The following is a 19,944-nucleotide window of genomic DNA, read 5'->3' as shown; positions in this document are numbered from 1 at the left end:
GGCAGAAGATCTTATGCGGCCTTCACGCCGCCGCCTCCAGGCGCTGCAGCCTGCGCTCCTTGCGGCGCAGCCAGAACCGGCGGATGCGGGACACCGCGAACCACACCAGCAGCCCCCCGAGCAGCAGCAGGACCGCGGCCGTCGAGGCGGCGAGCCAGGGGTGGAAGACGGCGAGGGTGACCAGGCCCGCGACGGAGAGGTCCTCGGCGAGACTGACGAGGATGTTGGAGGCGGGCTCGGGGGAGGTGTTGACGGCCATCCGCAGGCCTGCCTTGACGCCGTGGCTGAGTAGTGCCGTGGTGCCGCCGACCGCGCCCGCGGCGACCTCGCCGAGCGAGCCGGGGTCGTGGGCGGCGAGCAGGGCGCCGACGGTGGCGCCGGCGACCGGGCGGACGAAGGTGTGGATCACGTCCCAGACGCTGTCCACGTAGGGGATCTTGTCCAGGACCGCCTCGCACAGGAACAGCACCGTCGCGGCGATCAGGACGTCCGTGCGCTCCAGCACCGGCGGGACCGACTCCGCGCCGCCGAAGCGGCCGAACAGGCCCAGCAGCAGCACCACCGCGTAGGCGTTGATCCCGCTCGCCCAGCCGCTGGTGAAGATCAGCGGAATGGCTTCCACCGCACGCCCCCTCCGCCCGCCCGGCCCTCGGACGGGGTTCGGCCACGGTACCCGCCCCCGCCGACCGCCGGGGGCGTCTGAGTATCCGTACTCAGATCGCCGGTTGAGTACTCGCGCGGGTTCCCGCTGTGACGGCGTGACGGCACAGTAGTGGGCAACGGGAAGGCCGCCGCCGGGCGGAGCCTCCCGGAGCGCCCGGGGCAGGCCACGGCCGACGGGGGACAGCTGGCCCGCACCACAGGCCCTGGGCGCGACCAACGGCCGAGGACGGGGCCGGGCACCGCCGACACGGGGCGGCGGAGCCCGGCCCCGTTCCCGGGGGAACGGCCATGGGGACGACCGGACGGTCACGAACGGTCCGGAGTTGTCAGACCCCCCGTTCACGATGGATGCATGCGCGGGCCGACCGGCCCGGGCAAGGTCCGGAGTGAACGGGGGAGACCCATGACCATCAGTCGTCCTGAGCCTGTCGCCCGCCCTGCCGTCGATCAACCCACCCTTCCCGCTGCGCGCGGAGCAGACGTCCACCCGGTGCTGCGGCGGGTTCCCGCCTCACCTGCCGCGTTGGAGCTGCTCCGCCACGCCCACCGCACCCTGGTGTTCGCCCGCAGCAGGCAGGATCCGCTTGAGCGCTACGCCACCGCCCACCTCGCCGCGCTGCGCGCCACCGCCGCCGTGCTCGCCGTCAGAGGCCGCCCCGAACGCAACCCGCGCCGCCGTCACGCGATCCGTCCCGCCTGGGAGCTGCTCTCCGAGGTCGCTCCCGAACTCACCGAGTGGGCCGCCTACTTCGCGGCCGGCGCCCGCCGTCGCGCCGCCGCCGAGGCGGGCATCGCCGGCGCCGCCGGGGAGCGCGACGCGGACGACCTGATCCGCAACACCGCCCTCTACCTGCGCATCGTGGAACGGATGCTGGCCCTGCATCCCTGAGCACGGCACCGCGCCGGACGGGGCCCGCCCCGTCCGGCCGGATAGGGTAAGGGCGTTCCCGCCGTGGAAGACCTGCCTAGAGGGGTGCCGCCTTGTATCCGACTCGTCCCCGCAGTGCGCTGCGTACCGCCGTGGTGTGGGAGGTGCTGCGGTCGGCGCTGGAACGGCGCTCCGCCGAGCTCGGACGGCCGGTCCTGGAGGTCGTCGACACCGGCGGCGGCACCGGCAACTTCGCGGTGCCGGTCGCCAAGCTGGGCCACCGCGTCACCGTCGTCGACCCCAGCCCCGACGCGCTGTTCGCGCTGGAGCGGCGGGCCGCCGAGGCCGGGGTCACCGACCTGGTGCGCGCCGTCCAGGGCGACACCCAGACGCTGCCCGAGCTGGTCCCGGCCGGCTCGGTCGACGCGGTGCTCTGCCACGGCGTCCTGGAGGTCGTGGACGACCCGGCCGAGGCGCTCGGCCACCTGGTCGGCGCGCTCGGCAAGGGCGGCCTGGTCAGCCTGCTCGCCGCGAACCGCAACGGCGCCGTGCTGGCCCGCGCGGTGGCCGGCCAGTTCACCGACGCCCGCACCGCGCTGGACGCCCCCGACGGCCGCTGGGGCGCGGGCGACCCGATGCCCCGCCGCTTCACCGGCGACCAGCTCGACACCCTGGCCACCGACGCCGGCCTGCGGGTCACCTCCGTGCACGGCATCCGGGTCTTCGCCGACCTGGTCCCCGGCGTCCTGGTCGACACCGAGCCCGGTGCGCTCGACGCCCTGCTCAAGCTGGAACTGGCCGCCGCCGAGCAGCCCGCCTTCCACGCCGTCGCCACCCAGCTCCACCTGCTCGCCGAAGCGGTCTGACCGGCCACCGGCCCGGCGAGGGGCACCAAGTGGGGGGTCCGCTCGTTGCAGAGGTGCGGGTCCCACACGTGGTGGCCCGTGCCACGCCTGATTGACCACGCCGAACAGGGCCTGTGGACCGTATGATCTGGGTAAAGCCGGTAAGCATGACGGCCAGACCGGTGGGGCATATGGACCACACAGGCCCGAGCCAGGGGTGGCGGACCGGTCGCCCCGCGACCGACGAGTAGGAGGACTCCGTGCCGCTCTCGGAGCACGAGCAGCGACTGCTCGAGCAAATGGAGCGAGCGCTGTACGCCGAAGATCCCAAGTTCGCGTCAGCGCTTGAGGGAACCGGCCTGCGCACCCATACCCGTCGGCGGGTCTACCTGGCCGCGGCGGGGTTCGTCGCAGGTGTCGCGCTGCTCATGGGCGGCCTGGTCGCGCAGGTCATCTGGGTCAGCGTGGTCGGGTTCCTGGTGATGCTGGGTTGTGCGGTCCTCGCGGTCACCGCGTGGCGACGAGGCCCAGGCCCGGCCGGACACGGTCCACGGCAGGCGTCAGCGCCTCGCCGGAAGACCGGTGTCGTGGACCGAATGGAACAGCGCTGGCAGCGGCGCCGCGATGAGCAGAGCGGGCTGTAGACGGGCGCACCGGACACTATGAGATCCGCCCGAGGAGGGTTCCCTCCTCGGGCGGATCTTTCCGTGTGCGGCCCTCCGCCTCGCGCGGGTCCCCGCGCCCCGGTCGGGGCGCGGGGCGCGAAGGCTGCTAGTCCTTCGGGGTCCGGCGGAAGGGCCTGGTGACTGCCTCGCGGAGCTTGGCGGAGCGGTCGGCCGTGCGTTCCCGGAGGGCCGTGACGCGGTCCTGGGTGCGCCACCAGAAGCGGACGGTGGAGGCGGGGAGGAGCAGGGCGCGCAGGCGGCGGCCGCGGGTGGCCTGGATGAGCAGGCCCTCGCGGGCGGTGCGGACGTCGGTGCCGAGCTGGGCGGGCGGGTCGGACTCGCGGGCGTACATGACGCGTTCGGTGGCGAGCGCGACCCGGCCGGCGGCCTCGGCGGCGGCGGGGGCGAGGTGGGCGTCCTCGGCGAGCCGGCGGGCGGCGTTCCGGGGGGTGCGTGCCTCGTCCGGGGGCAGGCCCAGGTCCCAGGCGGAGTCGACGAGTTCGGCCCAGGCGGCGAGCACCTGTTCGTCGGTGAGCCGGGGTCCTGCCGCGTCGGGTCCGTGCCGGCCGGCGCCGAGGCGGCGCCGGCGCAGGCGGTTGCGCAGCAGCATGGGGGTGGCCAGCAGGGCGAGCAGCAGGACGAGTCCGGCGGCGACGAGCATCGCGGGCCAGGTCTGCCACCACGGGGTGACGGTGCTCCGGTGCTGGATGATCGCGGCCTCGTCGGCGCAGTCCTCGGGGCGGTGCTTCGGCGAAGTGCCGCAGGCGCTGGAGGAGGACGGCCCGGCGGTGGGCTGATCGGCGGAGGACGAGGCGCTCGGCTGGGTGCTGGGCTGGGCCGACTTCGCGGCCTGCGGGACGGTGTACAGCGGGACGGCACCCCGGTTGGGGGTGGGCTCGAAGCGCATCCAGCCGAGGCCGGAGAAGTACAGCTCGGGCCACGCGTGGTAGTTGGAGCTCCGCACGATGCGGTTGGAGGAGTCGCCGGTGCCGGGGGTGAAGCCGATGGCGACCCGGGACGGGATGCCCAGCGAGCGGGACATCGCGGCCATGGTGGCGGCGAAGTGCACGCAGAAGCCCTCCTTGTCCTGGAGGAACTTGGCGATGGCGTCCGGCCCGGTGCGCGGTTCGATCTTGGTGTTGTAGGTGAAGTCGCCCTTGGTGAAGTACTGCTGGAGGGCGACGGCCTGGTCGTACGGGTTGGTGGCGCCCTGGGTGATCTTCCGGGCGGTGTCGCCGACGACGGCGGGCAGGTTGTTCGGCAGGGCCAGGTAGCGCCTGGCGATGTCCTCGGGCGCGGGGTCGGCCGCCCGCAGCTGCGCGGCGTCGGCGTTGACGGTGAACGAGCCGACGGCGTACGAGAGTCCGTTGGTCTTCTCGCCGTTGACGGCGTTGACGGTGCGGTTGGTCCGGTCGAAGCGCCAGTTCGCGGTGGAGGGCATCTCGACCCAGGAGACCGGGTACGGCATCGGCAGCCAGGTGGTGCCGAGCTTCTCGGAGAGCTTGATGTTGGTCTGGACCGAGTTGCCGCCGGCGGCCATGCCCTCGGGGAGGGGCAGCGTGGTGGGCAGCGGCTCGGAGGACTGCGGGCCGACCTTCCACTCCGAGCCGTCGAACTCGCTGAGCGCGGCGACCCGCAGGTAGAGCTGGTCGGCGTCGGTGGCGTTGGTGGAGAAGCGCAGCAGTTCGGTGTCGTCGTTGGCGCGCAGGTTGGCGGTGAGCGCGACGACCAGGTTGAGCGAGCGTTCGTCGCCCGCGCCGGAGCCCGTCCCGCTGCCGCCGCTGCCGCCGAAGCCGCCGAACAGGCCGGAGCCGGTCGAGGGCAGCAGGGTGGACAGCACGGCGGGCAGCAGGACGGCGGTGGCCAGCGCGATCAGGCCGACCCGGCGGCCGCCGTTGGACAGCGCGACGGCGGAGCGGCCGGTGCCGTGGAAGACCCGACCCCAGCGGGTCAGGCGGTCCTGGCCCTCGGTGTACAGCAGGCCCAGGTAGCCGGCCGCGGCGAACAGGAACCACAGCCACATGCCGCCCGGCGAGCCGGCCAGGCCGCAGCCCACCGAGTACAGGGCGAGCAGCGGCAGGCCCGCGGCGGCGGCCCGGCGGTAGGTGACCGCGAGGGCGTCGACCAGGACGGCGACCAGCGAGACCGAGCCGACCACGATCAGCCCCAGGCCGTCGGTGGTGGGCGCCGGGATCGCGTACACCTGGATGTCGTTGCCGCCCTCGGCCAGCAGCGAGGAGACCGCGTCCAGCGCGCCCGGGCCGGGCAGCACGCCGAGGTACATCGAGGACTGCACGGTGGTCAGCATCAGCACGTACAGCACCACGAGCAGCTGGAGCGGCAGCACCAGCGGGCGGGGCAGCGGCAGGGCGCGCAGGCCCGCGCCGGCGGCGGCCGCGGCGGCGATCATCAGCAGGCCGTGCGGGGACAGCGCGAAGGAGTCCTTGAACAGCGGGGACAGGGACAGCGCCGCCAGGGCGGTCGCCAGGGCCGCGCAGAGCGTCAACTTGGCCCGGGTGGTCACGCGCCGACCTCGTCTCGGTAGGGAACGGAGTTCTGGGTGCGGTCGGCGGCCCGCCACAGGGCGGGCAGCGAGTCGCCGGCCCGCACCGGGAGGACGGTCCAGCCGGCCTCGCGCAGCCGGCCGACCGCGGAGTCGGCCTGGTCGTCGGCGGCGTCCGGGAAGAGGTGCCGCAGGCCCGCCCAGGTGCCGGTGTCCAGCAGCAGGGCGACCGCGCCGCCGGTCCGGCGGCGCAGCCTGGTGAGGCGTTCGAGCTGCTCGTCGTCGAGGTCGCCGACGATCGCCACCAGCAGGCCCTCGCCGCCCAGGCGCAGCACCTCCTCGGCGCGGGCCAGGCCGCCGCCGTCGGAGTGCTCGACCACGGCGAGGGCGTCCAGCAGGACGCCGACGGTCTCGGCGTTGGTGGTGTTGGTGCTGCCGTGCTGCGGGTGCGCGCGGCCGGTGTCGGTGAGCAGCCGGGTCTGGTAGCCGCGCTGCACCAGGTCGACGGAGATCGAGGCGGCGGCGGACACCGCCCACTCGAACGAGGACGCCGGGCCGGAGCCGCGGTGCGCCGTCTCCCGGGTGTCCAGCAGCACGGTGGCGCGGGCCCGGAGCGGCTGCTCCTCGCGGCGGACCATCAGCTCGCCGTAGCGGGCGGTGGACTTCCAGTGCACCCGGCGCAGGTCGTCGCCGTGCCGGTACTCGCGCGGGATCACGTCGTCGTCGCCGGCCAGCGCCAGCGCGTGCGCGTTGGACTCGCCCTGCCCGGCGGACTCGCCGGGCAGCCGCACCGGCGGCAGGCTCTGGACCTGCGGCACGACGGTGAGCACGTCGGCGGCGCTGAACGAGCGGGTCAGCTCGCACATCCCGAACGGGTCGGACAGCCGCAGCTGCAGCGGGCCGAGCGGGTAGCGGCCGCGCAGGTCGGAGCGGACCCGGTAGGAGACCTCGCGGAAGCCGCGCGGCTCGACCCGGTCCAGCACGAAGCGCGGACGCGGCCCCAGCACGTACGGGACCTTGTCCTCCAGCAGCAGCAGGCCGGTGGGCACCCGGGAGACGTTGTCCAGCCGCAGGTGCACCCGGGCCTCCTGGCCGGCCGCGGCGCGCTGCGGGCTGAGCCGGCGGCCGGAGGCGACCCGGTAGCGGGTGCGGACCAGCAGCAGCGCGGAGGCCAGCGGCAGCACCGCCAGCAGCACGCCGACCTGGACCAGCGAGCTCTGGCCGAACAGGTACGCGCAGAGCGCGGCGGTCAGGCCGGCGGCCAGGAAGGAACGCCCCCGGGTGGTGAGCCCCTGCAGGGCGGCGCGCAGCCCGGAGGGCCGGGCGGGGCCCGCCACCTCAGCGGCCCTGCGGACGCGGGAGGGGCAGTCGGGACACCAGGTCGAGCACCACGTTCTCCACCGTGCGGCGGCTCAGCTGGGTCTCCGAGGTGGGCAGCAGGCGGTGCGCCAGCACCGGCACGGCCAGCGCCTGGATGTCGTCCGGCAGTACGTAGTCGCGGCCGTCCAGGGCGGCGTGCGCGCGGGCCGCGCGGACCAGGTGCAGGGTGGCCCGGGGCGAGGCGCCGAGCCGCAGTTCGGGGGTGCTGCGGGTGGCGGAGACCAGGTCGACGGCGTACCGGCGGACCGGGTCGGAGACGTACACGGCCTTGACCACGTCGATCAGCTTGAGCAGGTCGGCGGCGTGCGCGACCGGCCGCAGGTCGTTCAGCGGGTTGGCCGCCGAGTGCAGGTCGAGCATCGCGTACTCGGCCTCGGGGCTCGGGTAGCCGATCGAGATGCGGGCCATGAAGCGGTCGCGCTGGGCCTCCGGCAGGGCGTAGGTGCCCTCCATCTCGACCGGGTTCTGGGTGGCGATCACCATGAACGGCGACGGCAGTTCGTAGGAGGTGCCGTCGATGGTGACCTGGCGCTCCTCCATCGACTCCAGCAGCGCCGACTGGGTCTTCGGGGAGGCCCGGTTGATCTCGTCGCCGACCACGATCTGCGCGAAGATCGCGCCGGGCCGGAACTCGAAGTCGCGCTGGTGCTGGTCGAAGACGTTGGTGCCGGTGACGTCCGAGGGCAGCAGGTCGGGGGTGAACTGGATCCGGCGGACCGTGCAGTCCACCGAGCGGGCCAGCGCCTTGGCGAGCATGGTCTTGCCGACGCCCGGCACGTCCTCCAGCAGCAGGTGGCCCTCGGCGAGGAGCACCGTCAGGGCGATCCGGACGGCCTCCGGCTTGCCCTCGATCACGCTCTCCACGGACGCCCGGACCCGGTCGACCACCGCCGTCAGCTCCGCCAGACCGGCCGGCTCCCGGCGGTCGTAGCGGTCCGCGGCCGGCTGCTCCGAGCCCTGTCCGTTGATGGTCGTCACCCGTACGCTCCCATGTGCAACAGTCGCCGGGCGGCTGGTTCGAGCCCGGCCCACCCCGAATACTTGGCGCATTCTTCCCTGTCCTCCGGCCAGAAGTCACCCGGCCGGGCGACACACGAAGGCTTGTCCCGGTTTGGGACGAGGGCGCGGGCCCGGCGGTTTCAGCGGATTTCGCGCAGCAGACCGGTGTGCACGTCGAAGACGAAACCGCGTACGTCGTCGCGGTGCGGCAGGAACGGGGAGGTGCGTACCCGCTGCATGGACTGGCGGACGTCGCCGTCCAGATCGGTGAAGGCCTCCACCGCCCACTGCGGGCGCTGGCCGACCTCGCGCTCCAGTTCGTGCCGGAAGTCCTCGGTCAGGCCGAGCAGTCCGCAGCCGGTGTGGTGGATCAGCACCACGGTGCGGGTGCCCAGGGCGCGCTGGCTGATGGTCAGGGAGCGGATGGTGTCGTCGGTGACGACGCCGCCCGCGTTGCGGACGATGTGCGCGTCGCCGAGTTCCAGGCCGAGTGCGGCGAACAGGTCGAGCCGGGCGTCCATGCAGGCCACCACGGCGACCTTGCGCACCGGGCGGGCGTCCATGCCGCCGTCCCGGAAGGTCTCGGCGTAGGAGCGGTTGGCCGCCACGAAGCGGTCGGTCTCGGACGGCCGGTCGGAGCCGGGAACAGGTGCCATGGCGACGACGGTAGTGGCGTCGGGCCGGCCGCGGGGCCCACCTGCGCAAGCCTTTACCCGCCGGGCCCCGGCCCCGTTCGGACGGCTTCGACCCGGTTCGACCGGCGCGCCCCGAGCGCTCCGCGCCCCGCCCGGCCGGGGGCCCGCACCCCCGGCCCGACCTGCGCGGACGGATACCGCCGGGCGGGTGGTGCGCTGTCGCGGAGCGTTGACTGACGAGGCGTGGACGATAGTCTGGCGGCGCAGTGGAGCACGGCGGAAGGCCCCCGGCAACCGGGAGCCGGGCCGCACTCCGCACCGGGCCGGCCGGCCCGTACGCAGCCTGCGGCCTCCTCCCGCTCCGTGCCCACCTGGCGCACCTTCCCCGGTGCCGGGCGGTCGCTCCTTCCCCCGAGCGAGCGGGCGGGGACCACGGGCGGCGTGCGGAGCGGGCGGCCGGGTAGGCGAGAATGGCGGGGCCACACCTGCACCTGAGGAAGGGCCCCGCCCGCTATGAGTACCGACAGCCCGGCCCCCCGGCACATCCCGGTGATGCTGGAGCGCTGCCTGGACGCCCTCGCCCCGGCGATCTCCGCACCCGGCGCAGTGGTGGTGGACGCCACCCTGGGCCTCGGCGGCCACAGCGAGGCGCTGCTGGCCCGCTTCCCCGACGTCCGGCTGGTCGCCGTCGACCGCGACCCGCAGGCGCTGAAGCTCTCCGGTGAGCGGCTGGCCCCGTTCGGCGACCGCGCCACCCTGGTGCACGCGGTGTACGACGAGATCCCGCAGGTCCTGGCCGACCTGGGCATCCCCGCCGTGCAGGGCGTGCTGTTCGACCTCGGGGTGTCCTCGATGCAGCTGGACGAGGCCGACCGCGGCTTCGCCTACGCCCAGGACGCGCCGCTGGACATGCGGATGGACCAGACCCGCGGCATCTCCGCCGCCGAGGTCCTGAACACCTACAGCCACGGCGACCTGGCGCGGATCCTCAAGGTGTACGGCGAGGAGCGGTTCGCCGGGAAGATCGCCTCCGCGGTGCTGCGCGAACGCGAGAAGGAACCGTTCACCAACAGCGCTCGTCTGGTGGAGTTGGTGCGGAGTGCCATCCCGGCCGCCACCCGGCGGACCGGCGGCAACCCGGCCAAGCGGACCTTCCAGGCGCTGCGGATCGAGGTCAACGGCGAACTGGAGGTGCTGGACCGGGCCATCCCCGGCGCACTGGACGCCCTCGCGGTGGGCGGTCGGATCGTCGTGATGTCCTACCAGTCGCTGGAGGACCGCCTGGTCAAGCAGTACCTCCAGGCCGGGGCCACCTCCACCGCCCCGCCGGGCCTGCCGGTGATCCCCGAGGAGCTCCAGCCCCGGCTGAAACTGCTCACCCGAGGAGCCGAACTGGCCACCGAGGAGGAGATCGAGGAGAACCGGCGCGCCGCGCCCGTACGGCTGCGCGTGGCGGAGAGGATCAGGGAGACCCGGAGGTAGCCAACCGCCGGGAGCAGGAACGAAGGGGAGTGGAGCGGTGCCGGTGGCCGGCGAGCGGACCCGGGGGCGCGTCCCCGGGCAGGGGGGCAGGGCGCGGATCACCGTCCGGCCCGGGGCGCGCTCGATGCGGGGGCGCACCCCGTTCGCGGTGCTGGTGGTCACCCTGCTGTCGGCCGGGCTGCTCGGCCTGCTGATGCTCAACACCGCCCTCAACGAAGGGGCGTTCACGCTGTCCCGGCTGAAGAAGCAGACCACCGAGGCCACCGACCAGCAGCAGACCCTGCAGCAGGAGATCGCCGCCCAGTCCGCGCCCGACGCGCTGGAGCAGCGCGCCCGCGAACTCGGCATGGTCCCCGGCGGCGACCCGGCCTTCCTCGGCACCGACGGCGGCGTCACCGGCAAGCCCAAGGCCGCCGAGGACAACCCGCCGGTGCCGCGCAGCAGCGCCGAGCCCTGGCAGCGCCCCGCCGGCGCGTCCGGCTCGCCCTCGCCGTCGGCCTCGGCGAACCCCGGCGACCCCGGCATCGACCTGGCCCCCGCGCCGCCCGCGTCCGCCCCGCCCGGGGGCCGGCGGTGACCCGCCCGCCCGGCGACCCCCATCGTCCCCGCCGCACCCCGCCGTCCGGCGGCCGACCCGCCGCACCGCGCCGCCGGGTCGGCGAGCCGCGCCGCTCCGGCGACGGCACCCCGCCGCGTCCGGCCCGCCCGCGACCGTCCGCCGGGGACCGCCGTTCCGCCGTCCGGCCCCGGCCGCGCCCCGACGTCCGCCGGTCCGGTCCGGCCCGCCGCCCGGCGTCCGCGCCGCGGACCATCAAACTGGGCGACCCCAAGCGCCGACTGCGGCTGGTGACGGCCTGTCTCGGCCTGGTGTTCGTGATCTTCGCGGGCCGGCTGGTGCAGCTCCAACTGCTGGACTCCGACGCCCTCGCGGCCGGCGCCGGCGCCAACAAGTACGTGCGGGTGACGCTGCCCGCCGAGCGCGGCTCGATCACCGCCGCCGACGGCACCGTCCTCGCCACCAGCGTGGACGCGTACGACATCACCGCCGACCCGACCATGTTCACCCCCGGGGCGACCCACCTGCCGGACGCGCCCGAGCAGGCCGCGGCGCTGCTCGCGCCGATCCTCGGCCAGCCGCAGGAGAAGCTGGCGGCCGCGCTGCACCTGAACGCGAAGAACCCGAAGAGCCAGTACGCGCTGCTGACGGCCCGCCAGGCCCCGCAGGCCAAGGCGCAGATCGCCGACCTGAAGTCCTCGCTGAACAAGCAGACCGACACCAAGGCCTGCCGCATCCAGCGCGACCTGATCGGCAAGCCCGCCGAGAAGGGCGGCCGGGAGTTCCTCGACACCGCCTGCGCGAACCCGCTGGCCGGCGTGTTCTGGGAGCAGTCGACCCGGCGCAGCTACCCGGCGAACGGCCTGGCCGCCAACCTGGTCGGCTTCGTCAACTCCGAGGGCACCGGCACCGGCGGCCTGGAACTCCAGTACCAGCAGCAACTGGCCGGCGAGAACGGCTACTCCACCTACGCCTCGGCCGGCGGCCGCCGGGTCGCCACCGCCGGCGGCAACCGGCAGGACGCGGTGCCCGGCACCGACCTGCGGCTGACGATCGACCCGGACATCCAGTGGGCCGCGCAGCGCGCCATCACCGACCAGGTGTCCAACGCCGGGGCGGAGAAGGGCTACGTGGTCGTCCAGGACACGAAGACCGGTCAGGTGCTGGCGATGGCCACCTCCCCGGGCTTCAACCCGAACGACCTGTCCTCGGCCCGCGCCGACCAGCTCGGCAACCCGGCCCTGCAGGACGCCTACGAGCCCGGCTCCACGGCGAAGCTGATGACCATGGCGGCGGTGCTGGACACCGGCGCGGCGAACTGGGACACCCACGTCACGGTGCCCAACACGCTGCAGCGCTCCGACCGGGTCTTCCACGACGACATCGACCACGAGACCTGGTACCTGACGCTGGCCGGCGTGCTCGCCAAGTCGTCCAACATCGGCACCATCGAGGCCGCCGAACACCTGGGCCCCACCCAGGCCGAGGCCAACAAGGTGCTCGCCGGGTACCTCGACCGGTTCGGCATCGGCAAGCCCACCGGCCTCGGCTTCCCCGGCGAGACCCGCGGCATCCTGGCCAAGCCCGAGGACTGGAACGGCTCGCAGCAGTACACCATCCCGTTCGGCCAGGGCCTGTCGGTGAACGCCCTGCAGGCCACCTCGGTGTTCTCCACCATCGCCAACGGCGGCGTGCGGGTCGCCCCCAGCCTGCTGGCCGGCACCACCGGCCCGGACGGGCGGTTCACGCCCGCGCCGGCCGGCGCGCAGAGCCGGGTGGTGACGGAATCGACCGCGAAGACGCTGACCGAGATGCTGGAGTCCGTCGTCACCGACGAGCAGGGCACCGGCAACAAGGCGCAGATCCCGGGCTACCGGGTGGCCGGCAAGACCGGCACCGCCGACCGGGTGGACCCGAAGACCGGCAAGTACTCCGGGTACACCGCCTCCTTCATCGGCTTCGCGCCCGCCGACCAGCCCCGGGTGACGGTCTCCTGCGTCATCCAGGCCCCGGTCAACGGGCACTTCGGCGGGCAGCTGTGCGGGCCCGTGTTCAAGCAGGTGATGGAGTTCACCCTGAAGACCCTCCAGGTCCCGCCGAGCGGCAGCGAGGCGCCGAACCTGCCCGTCGACTGGAAGCCCTGAGATGAGCGACACCCCCGACACTTCGCGGCGCGCCGCGGCCGACGGACGCGATGTGAGCAGCGTCACGGCCGACGGGACCCGGTTTGGCCCCGGGGGGCATGGGGCCGATAGCCTTCCGGCCGTGCCGAAATCCGATCAAATCTCCGCGAGTCCCCCCCGTCCGAGCCGCACCGCGGCGCTGCCCCTCGCCGAGGCGGCCCGGCTGCTCGGGCTGCCGCCCCTCGACGGCCCGGCCGTCACCGGCATCACCCACGACTCCCGGGCGGTGCGCCCCGGCGACGTGTACGTGGCCTTCCCCGGCGCCAACCACCACGGCGCGGCGTTCGCCGCCGGCGCGGTGGCCTCCGGCGCCGTCGCGGTGCTCACCGACGCCGACGGCGCGGAGATCGCCGCCGCGGCGGGCGTGCCGCTGCTGGTGGTGGACAGCCCCCGCGCGGTGATGGGCGAGCTTGCCGCGGCGGTCTACGGGTCCGCCGCCGAGCGGATGCTGATGATCGGCCTGACCGGCACCAACGGCAAGACCACCACCTCCTACCTGGTCGAGGGCGGCCTGTGCGGAGCCGGCCGGCTGCCCGGCGTGATCGGCACCGTCGAGATGCGGGTCGGCACGGAGCGGATCAAGTCCGAGCGCACCACCCCCGAGGCCACCGACCTGCACGCGGTGCTCGCCGTGATGCACGAGTCCGGCGCCGACTCGGTGGTCATGGAGGTCTCCAGCCACGCGCTGGTGTACGGCCGCACCGACGGCGTGGCCTACGACGTCGCGCTGTTCAACAACCTGACGCCGGAACACCTCGACTTCCACCCCGACATGGAGGACTACTACCGGGCCAAGGCCCGGCTGTTCGAGCCCGGCAAGGCCCGGCTCGGCGTCGCCAACCGCGACGACTCCTACGGCCGCCGGCTGGCCGGCGAGGCCCGGATCCCGATGGTGACCTTCTCCGCCGCGGGCGACCCGGCCGCCGACTGGCGCGCCGTCGACGTCCAGCTCGGCCCGGCGGGCTCCACCTTCACCGTGCTCGGCCCGGACGGCGCCCGCGCCGCGGCCTCGGTGCCGCTGCCCGGCCCGTTCAACGTCGCCAACGCGCTCGGCGCGATCACCGCCCTGGTCACCGCCGGCATCGACCTGGACGCCGCGGTCACCGGAGTGGCGCAGGTCCCCGGCGTGCCCGGCCGACTGGAGAAGGTCGACGCCGGACAGGCGTTCGTCGCCGTCGTCGACTACGCGCACAAGCCGGACGCGCTCAGCGCCGTGCTCGCCTCACTGCGCGAGGTCACCAAGGGCCGGCTGCACGTCGTCGTCGGCTGCGGCGGCGACCGCGACCCGTACAAGCGCGGGCCGATGGGCGCGATCGCCGCGCGGCTCGCCGACACCGCCGTCCTCACCAGCGACAACCCGCGCTCCGAGGACGCGCTGGCGATCCTCGCCACCATGCTCGTCGGCGCCACCGAGGTGCCCGAGGACGAGCGCGGCGAGGTGCTCGCCGTCCCCGACCGCGCCGAGGCGATCGCGCTGGCCGTCGCCCGGGCGCACGCGGGGGACACCGTGCTGGTGGCCGGCAAGGGCCACGAACTCGGGCAGTACGTGAAGGGCGAGGTCCGCCCGTTCGACGACCGCGAGGTATTGCGGGGCGCGATGGAGCAACTGGCCGCCGCCGAGCCGAAGGACGCGCCGCCCGCGGCGGAGCCGCTGGTTGTCGGGGCGAGAGCGACGAACGACAAGCGACGAAGGAGTGCCGGAGTGAGGAGCGTCGACGCCGGGTCAGGAGCGTCCGGAGGCGAGCGGGCGAACAAGGGGGAGGTGGACCGGTGATCGCTCTGACCCTGGCCGAGGCCGCGAAGGCGGTCGACGGCACCCTGGACGCGGCCGACCCGGACGCGCTGATCACCGGCGCGGTGGTCACCGACAACCGGCAGATCGAGGCCGGCGGCCTGTTCGTGTGCGTGCTCGGCGAACGCGTCGACGGCCATGACTTCGCCGCCAAGGCGGTCGCCGACGGCGCCGTCGCGGTGCTCGCCACCCGCCCGGTCGGCGTGCCCGCGATCCTGGTCGACGACGTGGTCGTCGCCCTCGGCCGGCTCGCCCGCGCCGTCGTCGCCCGTGCGACCGATGTGCGGATCGTCGGCCTCACCGGCTCGGCCGGCAAGACCTCCACCAAGGACCTGATCGGCCAACTGCTGGCCAAGCACGGCGAAACGGTCTTCCCGGCCGGCTCGCACAACAACGAGATCGGCCACCCGCTGACCGCCCTCCAGGTCGCCCCCACCACCCGTCACCTGGTGATGGAGATGGGCGCCCGGCACAAGGGCGACATCGAGTACCTGACCGGCATCACCCCGCCCACCGTCGGCCTGGTGCTGAACATCGGCACCGCCCACCTCGGCGAGTTCGGCTCCAAGGAGGGCATCGCCGCCGCCAAGGGCGAGATGGTCGAGGCGCTCTCCGCCGACGGCGTCGCCGTGCTGAACGCCGACGACCCGCTGGTGCGCGCCATGAGCAGCCGCACCAAGGCCCGGGTGGTGTTGTTCGGGGAGTCCTCGGACGCCCACGTCCGAGCCACGGATGTTCGCCTGGACGCCACCGGACGGCCACAGTTCACGCTCAGCACCCCGGCCGGTTCCGCACCCGTGCAGCTGCGCCTGTACGGTGAGCACCACGTCTCGAACGCCCTCGCCGCCGCCGCGGTGGCGGTGGAGCTCGGGATGCCCGTCGACCGCGTCGCCGAGGCACTCGGCGAAGCCGGTGCGCTGTCCCGTTGGCGCATGGAGGTGGTCGACCGGGCCGATGGCCTGACAGTCGTCAACGACGCCTACAACGCGAACCCGGAGTCCATGCGGGCCGCGCTGCGGGCTCTGGCGACGATGGCGGGCAGGGGCCCGGAGCGCCGCCGTACCTGGGCGGTGCTCGGCGAGATGCGGGAGCTCGGCGAGGACAGCCTCGACGAGCACGACACCATCGGGCGGCTCGCCGTCCGGCTCGACATCACCAAGCTGGTGGCGGTCGGCGGACGCGAGGCGGCCCGGATGGAACTGGGCGCGAGGAACGAAGGTTCGTGGGGTGAGGAGTCGGTGCTGGTGTCCGACGCGGACGCGGCGATCGAGCTGCTGCGCAGTCAGGTGCGGCCTGGGGATGTGGTCCTGGTGAAGGCATCCCGTTCGGTCGGCCTCGAAAAGGTCGCCGAGGCGCTGCTCGCGGACGGTGCCGCGAAGTGAAGCAGATCCTCTTCTCCGGCCTGATCGGTCTGGTGCTGACCCTGCTCGGCACCCCCGCCCTGATCAAGGTGCTCGCCCGGCACGGCTACGGCCAGTACATCCGCGACGACGGCCCCAAGGCGCACCACAGCAAGAAGGGCACGCCCACCATGGGCGGCATCGCCTTCATCCTTGCCACCCTGATCGCCTACTTCGCCACCAAGGCGATAACGGGCGAGTCGCCCACCGCCTCCGGCCTGCTGGTGCTGTTCCTGACCACCGGTCTGGGCCTGGTCGGCTTCCTGGACGACTACATCAAGGTGGTCAAGCGCCGCTCGCTGGGCCTGCGTGCCAAGGCGAAGCTGCTCGGCCAGTCCTTCGTCGCGCTCGCCTTCGCCGTCCTGGCGCTCCAGTTCCAGGACAGCCGCGGCCTGACCCCGGCCTCCAAGAGCCTGTCCTTCGTGCAGGACTTCAAGTGGTCGATCGGCCCGGTGCTGTTCGTCCTCTTCGCCTACTTCATGATCGCCGCGATGTCGAACGGCGTGAACCTGACGGACGGTCTGGACGGCCTCGCCACCGGCGCCTCGGTGATGGTCTTCGGCGCCTACACCTTCATCGGCCTGTGGGAGCACACCCAGAACTGCGCCTACGCGATCAAGGCCACCGCGTCCTGCTACGACGTCCGTGACCCGCTGGACCTCGCCGTGGTCGCCGCCGCCCTGATGGGCTCCTGCTTCGGCTTCCTGTGGTGGAACACCTCGCCCGCCAAGATCTTCATGGGCGACACCGGCTCGCTCGCCCTCGGCGGCGCGCTGGCGGGCCTCGCCATCGTCTCCCGCACCGAGCTGCTCCTCGCCGTCCTCGGCGGCCTGTTCGTGATCATCACCCTTTCGGTGATCATCCAGGTCGGCTCGTTCCGGATGACCGGCAAGCGCGTTTTCAAGATGGCGCCACTCCAGCACCACTTCGAACTCAAGGGCTGGAGCGAAGTCCTGATCGTGGTCCGGTTCTGGATCATCCAAGGCCTGTGCGTCGCCGTCGGACTCGGACTCTTCTACGCGGGATGGGTGACCGGATGAACAACCCGGAGTGGGCCGGCCTGCCGGTCGTCGTCGCGGGACTCGGCCTCTCCGGGATCAGCGCCGCCCGGGTCCTGCACGGACTCGGCGCGGCCGTCACCGTCGTGGACGGCGGCACCGGCCCCGCGCTGGAGGCCAAGGCCGCCGCCCTCACCGAGCAGGGCGTCACCGTCCGCCTGGGCGACGGCGCGAGCCTGCCCGAGGGCACCCGGCTGATCGTCACCTCGCCCGGCTGGGCCCCCGACAGCCCGCTGTTCGCCGCCGCCGAGCAGGCCGGCGTCCCGGTCTGGGGCGACGTCGAACTCGCCTGGCGGCTGCGTGCCCCGCACCCCGCCACCGGCGAGCCGGCCCCCTGGCTGGCCGTCACCGGCACCAACGGCAAGACCACCACCGTCCAGATGCTGGCGTCCATCCTGACCGCCGCCGGCAAGCGCACCGCCGCCGTCGGCAACGTCGGCGTCTCCGTCCTGGACGCGGTCCTCGCCGAGGAGCCCTACGACGTCCTCGCCGTCGAGCTCTCCAGCTACCAGCTGCACTGGGCGCCCTCGCTGCGCGTGCACTCCGGTGCCGTGCTCAACCTGGCCCCCGACCACCTCGACTGGCACGGCTCGATGGACGCCTACGCCGCCGACAAGGGCCGGATCTTCGAAGGCAACCAGGTCGCCTGCGTCTACAACCTGGCCGACCCCGCCACCGAGGCGCTGGTCCGCGAGGCCGACGTCGAAGAGGGCTGCCGGGCCATCGGCTTCGGCCTCGACGCCCCCACCGTCTCCAACCTCGGCGTCGTGGACGGCCTGCTCGTCGACCGCGCCTTCGTCCCCGACCGGGACCGCGCCGCCGCCGAGATCGGCGCCGTCGCCGACATCTCCTCGCCGGCCCCGCACAACATCGCCAACGCCCTCGCCGCGGCGGCCCTCGCGCGGGCCTACGGCGTGGACGCCAAGGCCGTCCGCGACGGGCTGCGGGCCTTCACGCCCGACGCCCACCGGATCGCGCACGTCGCCGAGATCGACGGCGTGACCTACGTCGACGACTCCAAGGCCACCAACACCCACGCGACCGCGGCCTCGCTGGCCGCGTTCCGGCCCGTGGTGTGGATCGCCGGCGGCCTCGCCAAGGGCGCGACCTTCGACGAACTCGTCGCCGACGCGGCCCCGCGGCTGCGCGCGGCCGTCCTGATCGGCCAGGACCGACAGCTGATCCGCGAGGCGCTCGCGCGACACGCCCCGGAAGTCCCGGTGTTCGAACCCGCGCCGGGGAAGACTGGCGCGGAGGCGATGACCGAGATCGTCCGCGTGGCGGCTTCCGCCGCACAGAAGGGCGACACCGTCCTGCTGGCACCGGCCTGCGCGTCGATGGACATGTTCACCAACTACGGCGAGCGCGGGGACATGTTCGCCGCAGCCGTTCGAGCGCTGTAGGGAAACCCAGGGGCGCGAGGAACTGCGCGAAGCGGAAGGCGCCCAACCGCAAGATCGCGATGCGGGACAATGACCTGCACGTGATTGCGACCTTGCTGACGTGCGCTCGGTTGCTCGCGCAGTTCCCCGCGCCCCGAATGACGAGGAGACGGACGTGCCGCCCAGCGAGAAGCCGCGTCTGCGACTGGTCTCGGCGACCACGACCACCTTCAAGTCCGAGGGTCCGGTCGCGCGGCTGCGCGCAGCGCGTGAGCGGTTCGGGTACTTGATGGCCCGTCCGCTGACCCCGTATTACCTGATCCTCGGTTCGGCGCTGCTGCTGGTGGTGCTCGGGCTGGTGATGGTGTTCTCCGCCTCGCAGAGCGTGGTGGTGGACTACGGGCTGCCGATGACGTTCTTCTTCCGCAAGCAGCTGATCGCGCTGCTGTTGGGCGGGGCGATCGCCGTCGTGCTCACCCGGGCGCCGGTCAAGGTGGTGCGGAAGGCCGCGTACCCGCTGCTGTTCGGGGTGGTGGCCGCGCTGGTGCTGGTCGCCGTCCCCGGCATCGGGGTGCGGATCAACGGCAACCGGAACTGGATCAGCCTGGGGTTCTTCCAGATCCAGCCGTCCGAGTTCGCCAAGCTCGCGCTGCTGCTGTGGGCCGCCGACCTGCTGGCCCGCAAGCAGCGCACCCACATGCTCAACCAGTGGAAGCACCTGCTGGTGCCGCTGGTGCCCGGCACCGTCGTGCTGATGATGCTGATCATGCTGGGCGGCGACATGGGCACCACGATGGTGCTGGTCGCGATGCTCTTCGGCCTGCTGTGGATGGTCGGCGCGCCGCTGCGGCTGTTCGCCGCCACCCTGGGCATCGCGGTGGTCGCGTGCACCGCGCTGATCATCACGGTGCCGCACCGCCTCGGCCGGCTGGCGTGCGTCGGCGTCACCAAGCCGGACCCGAACCTCGACTGCTTCCAGGCCCTGCACGGACTGTACGCGCTGGCCGCGGGCGGACCGTTCGGATCCGGACTCGGTGCGGGCGTCGAGAAATGGGGGCAACTCCCCGAGGCGCACACCGACTTCATCTTCGCCGCCACCGGCGAGGAACTCGGCCTGGTGGGGACGCTGTCGGTGCTCGCACTCTTCGCGGCACTAGGCTACGCGGGTATCCGTGTGGCTCTCGGCACCACGGACCCGTTCGTCCGGTACGCGGCGGGCGCCGCCACCACGTGGATCATGGCTCAGGCCGTGGTCAACCTGGGGTCGGCGCTGGGACTCCTGCCCATCGCGGGCGTCCCGCTGCCGTTGTTCTCGTACGGTGGGTCCGCGATGCTGTCGGCCATGTGCGCCATCGGGCTGCTGCTGTGCTTCGCGCGCAGCACCCCGGAGGCGAAGGCAGCGCTGGCTGCCCGGCCCCGCCGATGGCGTAAAGGGGCCAACTCCCGGTTCGGGTCCGTCCTGGGCCGGGTGCTGCCAGGTAGGAGAACCACAGCGCGCAAGGCCCCCGGGTCGTCGCGCAGGGAGCGGTGAAT

16 protein-coding genes are annotated in these 19,944 nt (G+C 73.5%); 11 read left to right on the top strand and 5 right to left on the bottom strand.

Annotation, left to right across the window (positions count from 1 at the left end):
* Positions 1-22 precede the first annotated feature (22 nt).
* The gene (locus AMK19_RS14695; RefSeq protein WP_073811814.1) at positions 23-622 is read right to left on the bottom strand and encodes a DUF4126 domain-containing protein; all 600 of its coding nucleotides are present in this window, start codon (positions 620-622) and stop codon (positions 23-25) included.
* A gap of 444 nt (positions 623-1,066) precedes the next feature.
* Between AMK19_RS14695 and AMK19_RS14690 the strand changes: the two genes are divergently transcribed.
* The 3 genes from AMK19_RS14690 (at position 1,067) to AMK19_RS14680 (ending at position 3,020) form a co-directional block, all read left to right on the top strand.
* Entirely contained in the window at positions 1,067-1,552 is a 486-nt protein-coding gene (locus AMK19_RS14690; RefSeq protein ID WP_073811812.1) for an SAV_6107 family HEPN domain-containing protein, read from the top strand.
* Positions 1,553-1,644: 92 nt separating this feature from the next.
* Positions 1,645-2,397, top strand: a complete 753-nt coding sequence (locus AMK19_RS14685) for a methyltransferase domain-containing protein (protein WP_073811811.1) — start codon at positions 1,645-1,647, stop codon at positions 2,395-2,397.
* A gap of 239 nt (positions 2,398-2,636) precedes the next feature.
* Positions 2,637-3,020: a DUF3040 domain-containing protein gene (locus AMK19_RS14680; RefSeq protein ID WP_073811809.1), complete on the top strand. Its 384-nt coding sequence runs from the start codon at positions 2,637-2,639 to the stop codon at positions 3,018-3,020.
* 127 nt (positions 3,021-3,147) lie between these two features.
* Here the strand turns inward: AMK19_RS14680 and AMK19_RS14675 are convergent, their stop codons facing one another.
* The 4 genes from AMK19_RS14675 to AMK19_RS14660 form a co-directional block, all read right to left on the bottom strand.
* Entirely contained in the window at positions 3,148-5,565 is a 2,418-nt protein-coding gene (locus AMK19_RS14675; protein WP_073811807.1) for a DUF3488 and transglutaminase-like domain-containing protein, read from the bottom strand.
* Complete coding sequence (locus tag AMK19_RS14670; RefSeq protein ID WP_073811806.1) at positions 5,562-6,881, bottom strand: DUF58 domain-containing protein; 1,320 nt, start codon at positions 6,879-6,881, stop codon at positions 5,562-5,564. Before AMK19_RS14670 ends, AMK19_RS14675 begins: the two co-directional genes overlap by 4 nt.
* A 1-nt stretch (position 6,882) precedes the next feature.
* Positions 6,883-7,902 (bottom strand): AAA family ATPase, encoded by a 1,020-nt coding sequence (locus tag AMK19_RS14665; protein ID WP_073811804.1) that lies wholly within the window; start codon positions 7,900-7,902, stop codon positions 6,883-6,885.
* Positions 7,903-8,063: 161 nt separating this feature from the next.
* Entirely contained in the window at positions 8,064-8,579 is a 516-nt protein-coding gene (locus AMK19_RS14660; protein ID WP_073811803.1) for a beta-class carbonic anhydrase, read from the bottom strand.
* Positions 8,580-9,071: 492 nt separating this feature from the next.
* Between AMK19_RS14660 and rsmH the strand changes: the two genes are divergently transcribed.
* The 8 genes from rsmH (at position 9,072) to ftsW (ending at position 19,942) form a co-directional block, all read left to right on the top strand.
* Entirely contained in the window at positions 9,072-10,040 is a 969-nt protein-coding gene (gene rsmH, locus AMK19_RS14655) for a 16S rRNA (cytosine(1402)-N(4))-methyltransferase RsmH (RefSeq protein WP_073811801.1), read from the top strand.
* Between the two features lie 124 nt (positions 10,041-10,164).
* Positions 10,165-10,617 (top strand): FtsB family cell division protein, encoded by a 453-nt coding sequence (locus AMK19_RS14650; RefSeq protein WP_338015788.1) that lies wholly within the window; start codon positions 10,165-10,167, stop codon positions 10,615-10,617.
* Positions 10,614-12,740 (top strand): peptidoglycan D,D-transpeptidase FtsI family protein, encoded by a 2,127-nt coding sequence (locus AMK19_RS14645; RefSeq protein WP_073811798.1) that lies wholly within the window; start codon positions 10,614-10,616, stop codon positions 12,738-12,740. The genes AMK19_RS14650 and AMK19_RS14645 overlap by 4 nt, the downstream gene beginning before the upstream one ends.
* Before the next feature lie 121 nt (positions 12,741-12,861).
* Entirely contained in the window at positions 12,862-14,553 is a 1,692-nt protein-coding gene (locus AMK19_RS14640) for a UDP-N-acetylmuramoyl-L-alanyl-D-glutamate--2,6-diaminopimelate ligase (RefSeq protein WP_143200219.1), read from the top strand.
* Positions 14,550-15,953, top strand: coding sequence for a UDP-N-acetylmuramoyl-tripeptide--D-alanyl-D-alanine ligase (locus tag AMK19_RS14635; RefSeq protein ID WP_073811797.1), 1,404 nt, complete (start codon positions 14,550-14,552; stop codon positions 15,951-15,953). The genes AMK19_RS14640 and AMK19_RS14635 overlap by 4 nt, the downstream gene beginning before the upstream one ends.
* Complete coding sequence (mraY, locus tag AMK19_RS14630; RefSeq protein WP_073811795.1) at positions 15,950-17,011, top strand: phospho-N-acetylmuramoyl-pentapeptide-transferase; 1,062 nt, start codon at positions 15,950-15,952, stop codon at positions 17,009-17,011. The genes AMK19_RS14635 and mraY overlap by 4 nt, the downstream gene beginning before the upstream one ends.
* Positions 16,996-18,432 (top strand): UDP-N-acetylmuramoyl-L-alanine--D-glutamate ligase, encoded by a 1,437-nt coding sequence (gene murD, locus AMK19_RS14625; RefSeq protein WP_198953326.1) that lies wholly within the window; start codon positions 16,996-16,998, stop codon positions 18,430-18,432. Before mraY ends, murD begins: the two co-directional genes overlap by 16 nt.
* Positions 18,433-18,586: 154 nt before the next feature.
* Positions 18,587-19,942: a putative lipid II flippase FtsW gene (ftsW, locus tag AMK19_RS14620; RefSeq protein ID WP_073811792.1), complete on the top strand. Its 1,356-nt coding sequence runs from the start codon at positions 18,587-18,589 to the stop codon at positions 19,940-19,942.
* Positions 19,943-19,944: the final 2 nt, after the last annotated feature.

It is taken from the genome of Kitasatospora sp. CB01950 (assembly GCF_001905465.1).
Classification (GTDB): Bacteria; Actinomycetota; Actinomycetes; order Streptomycetales; family Streptomycetaceae; genus Kitasatospora.
The sequence above is the reverse complement of the archived record's forward strand: the minus strand, read 5'-3'. Positions and strand labels throughout refer to the sequence as shown.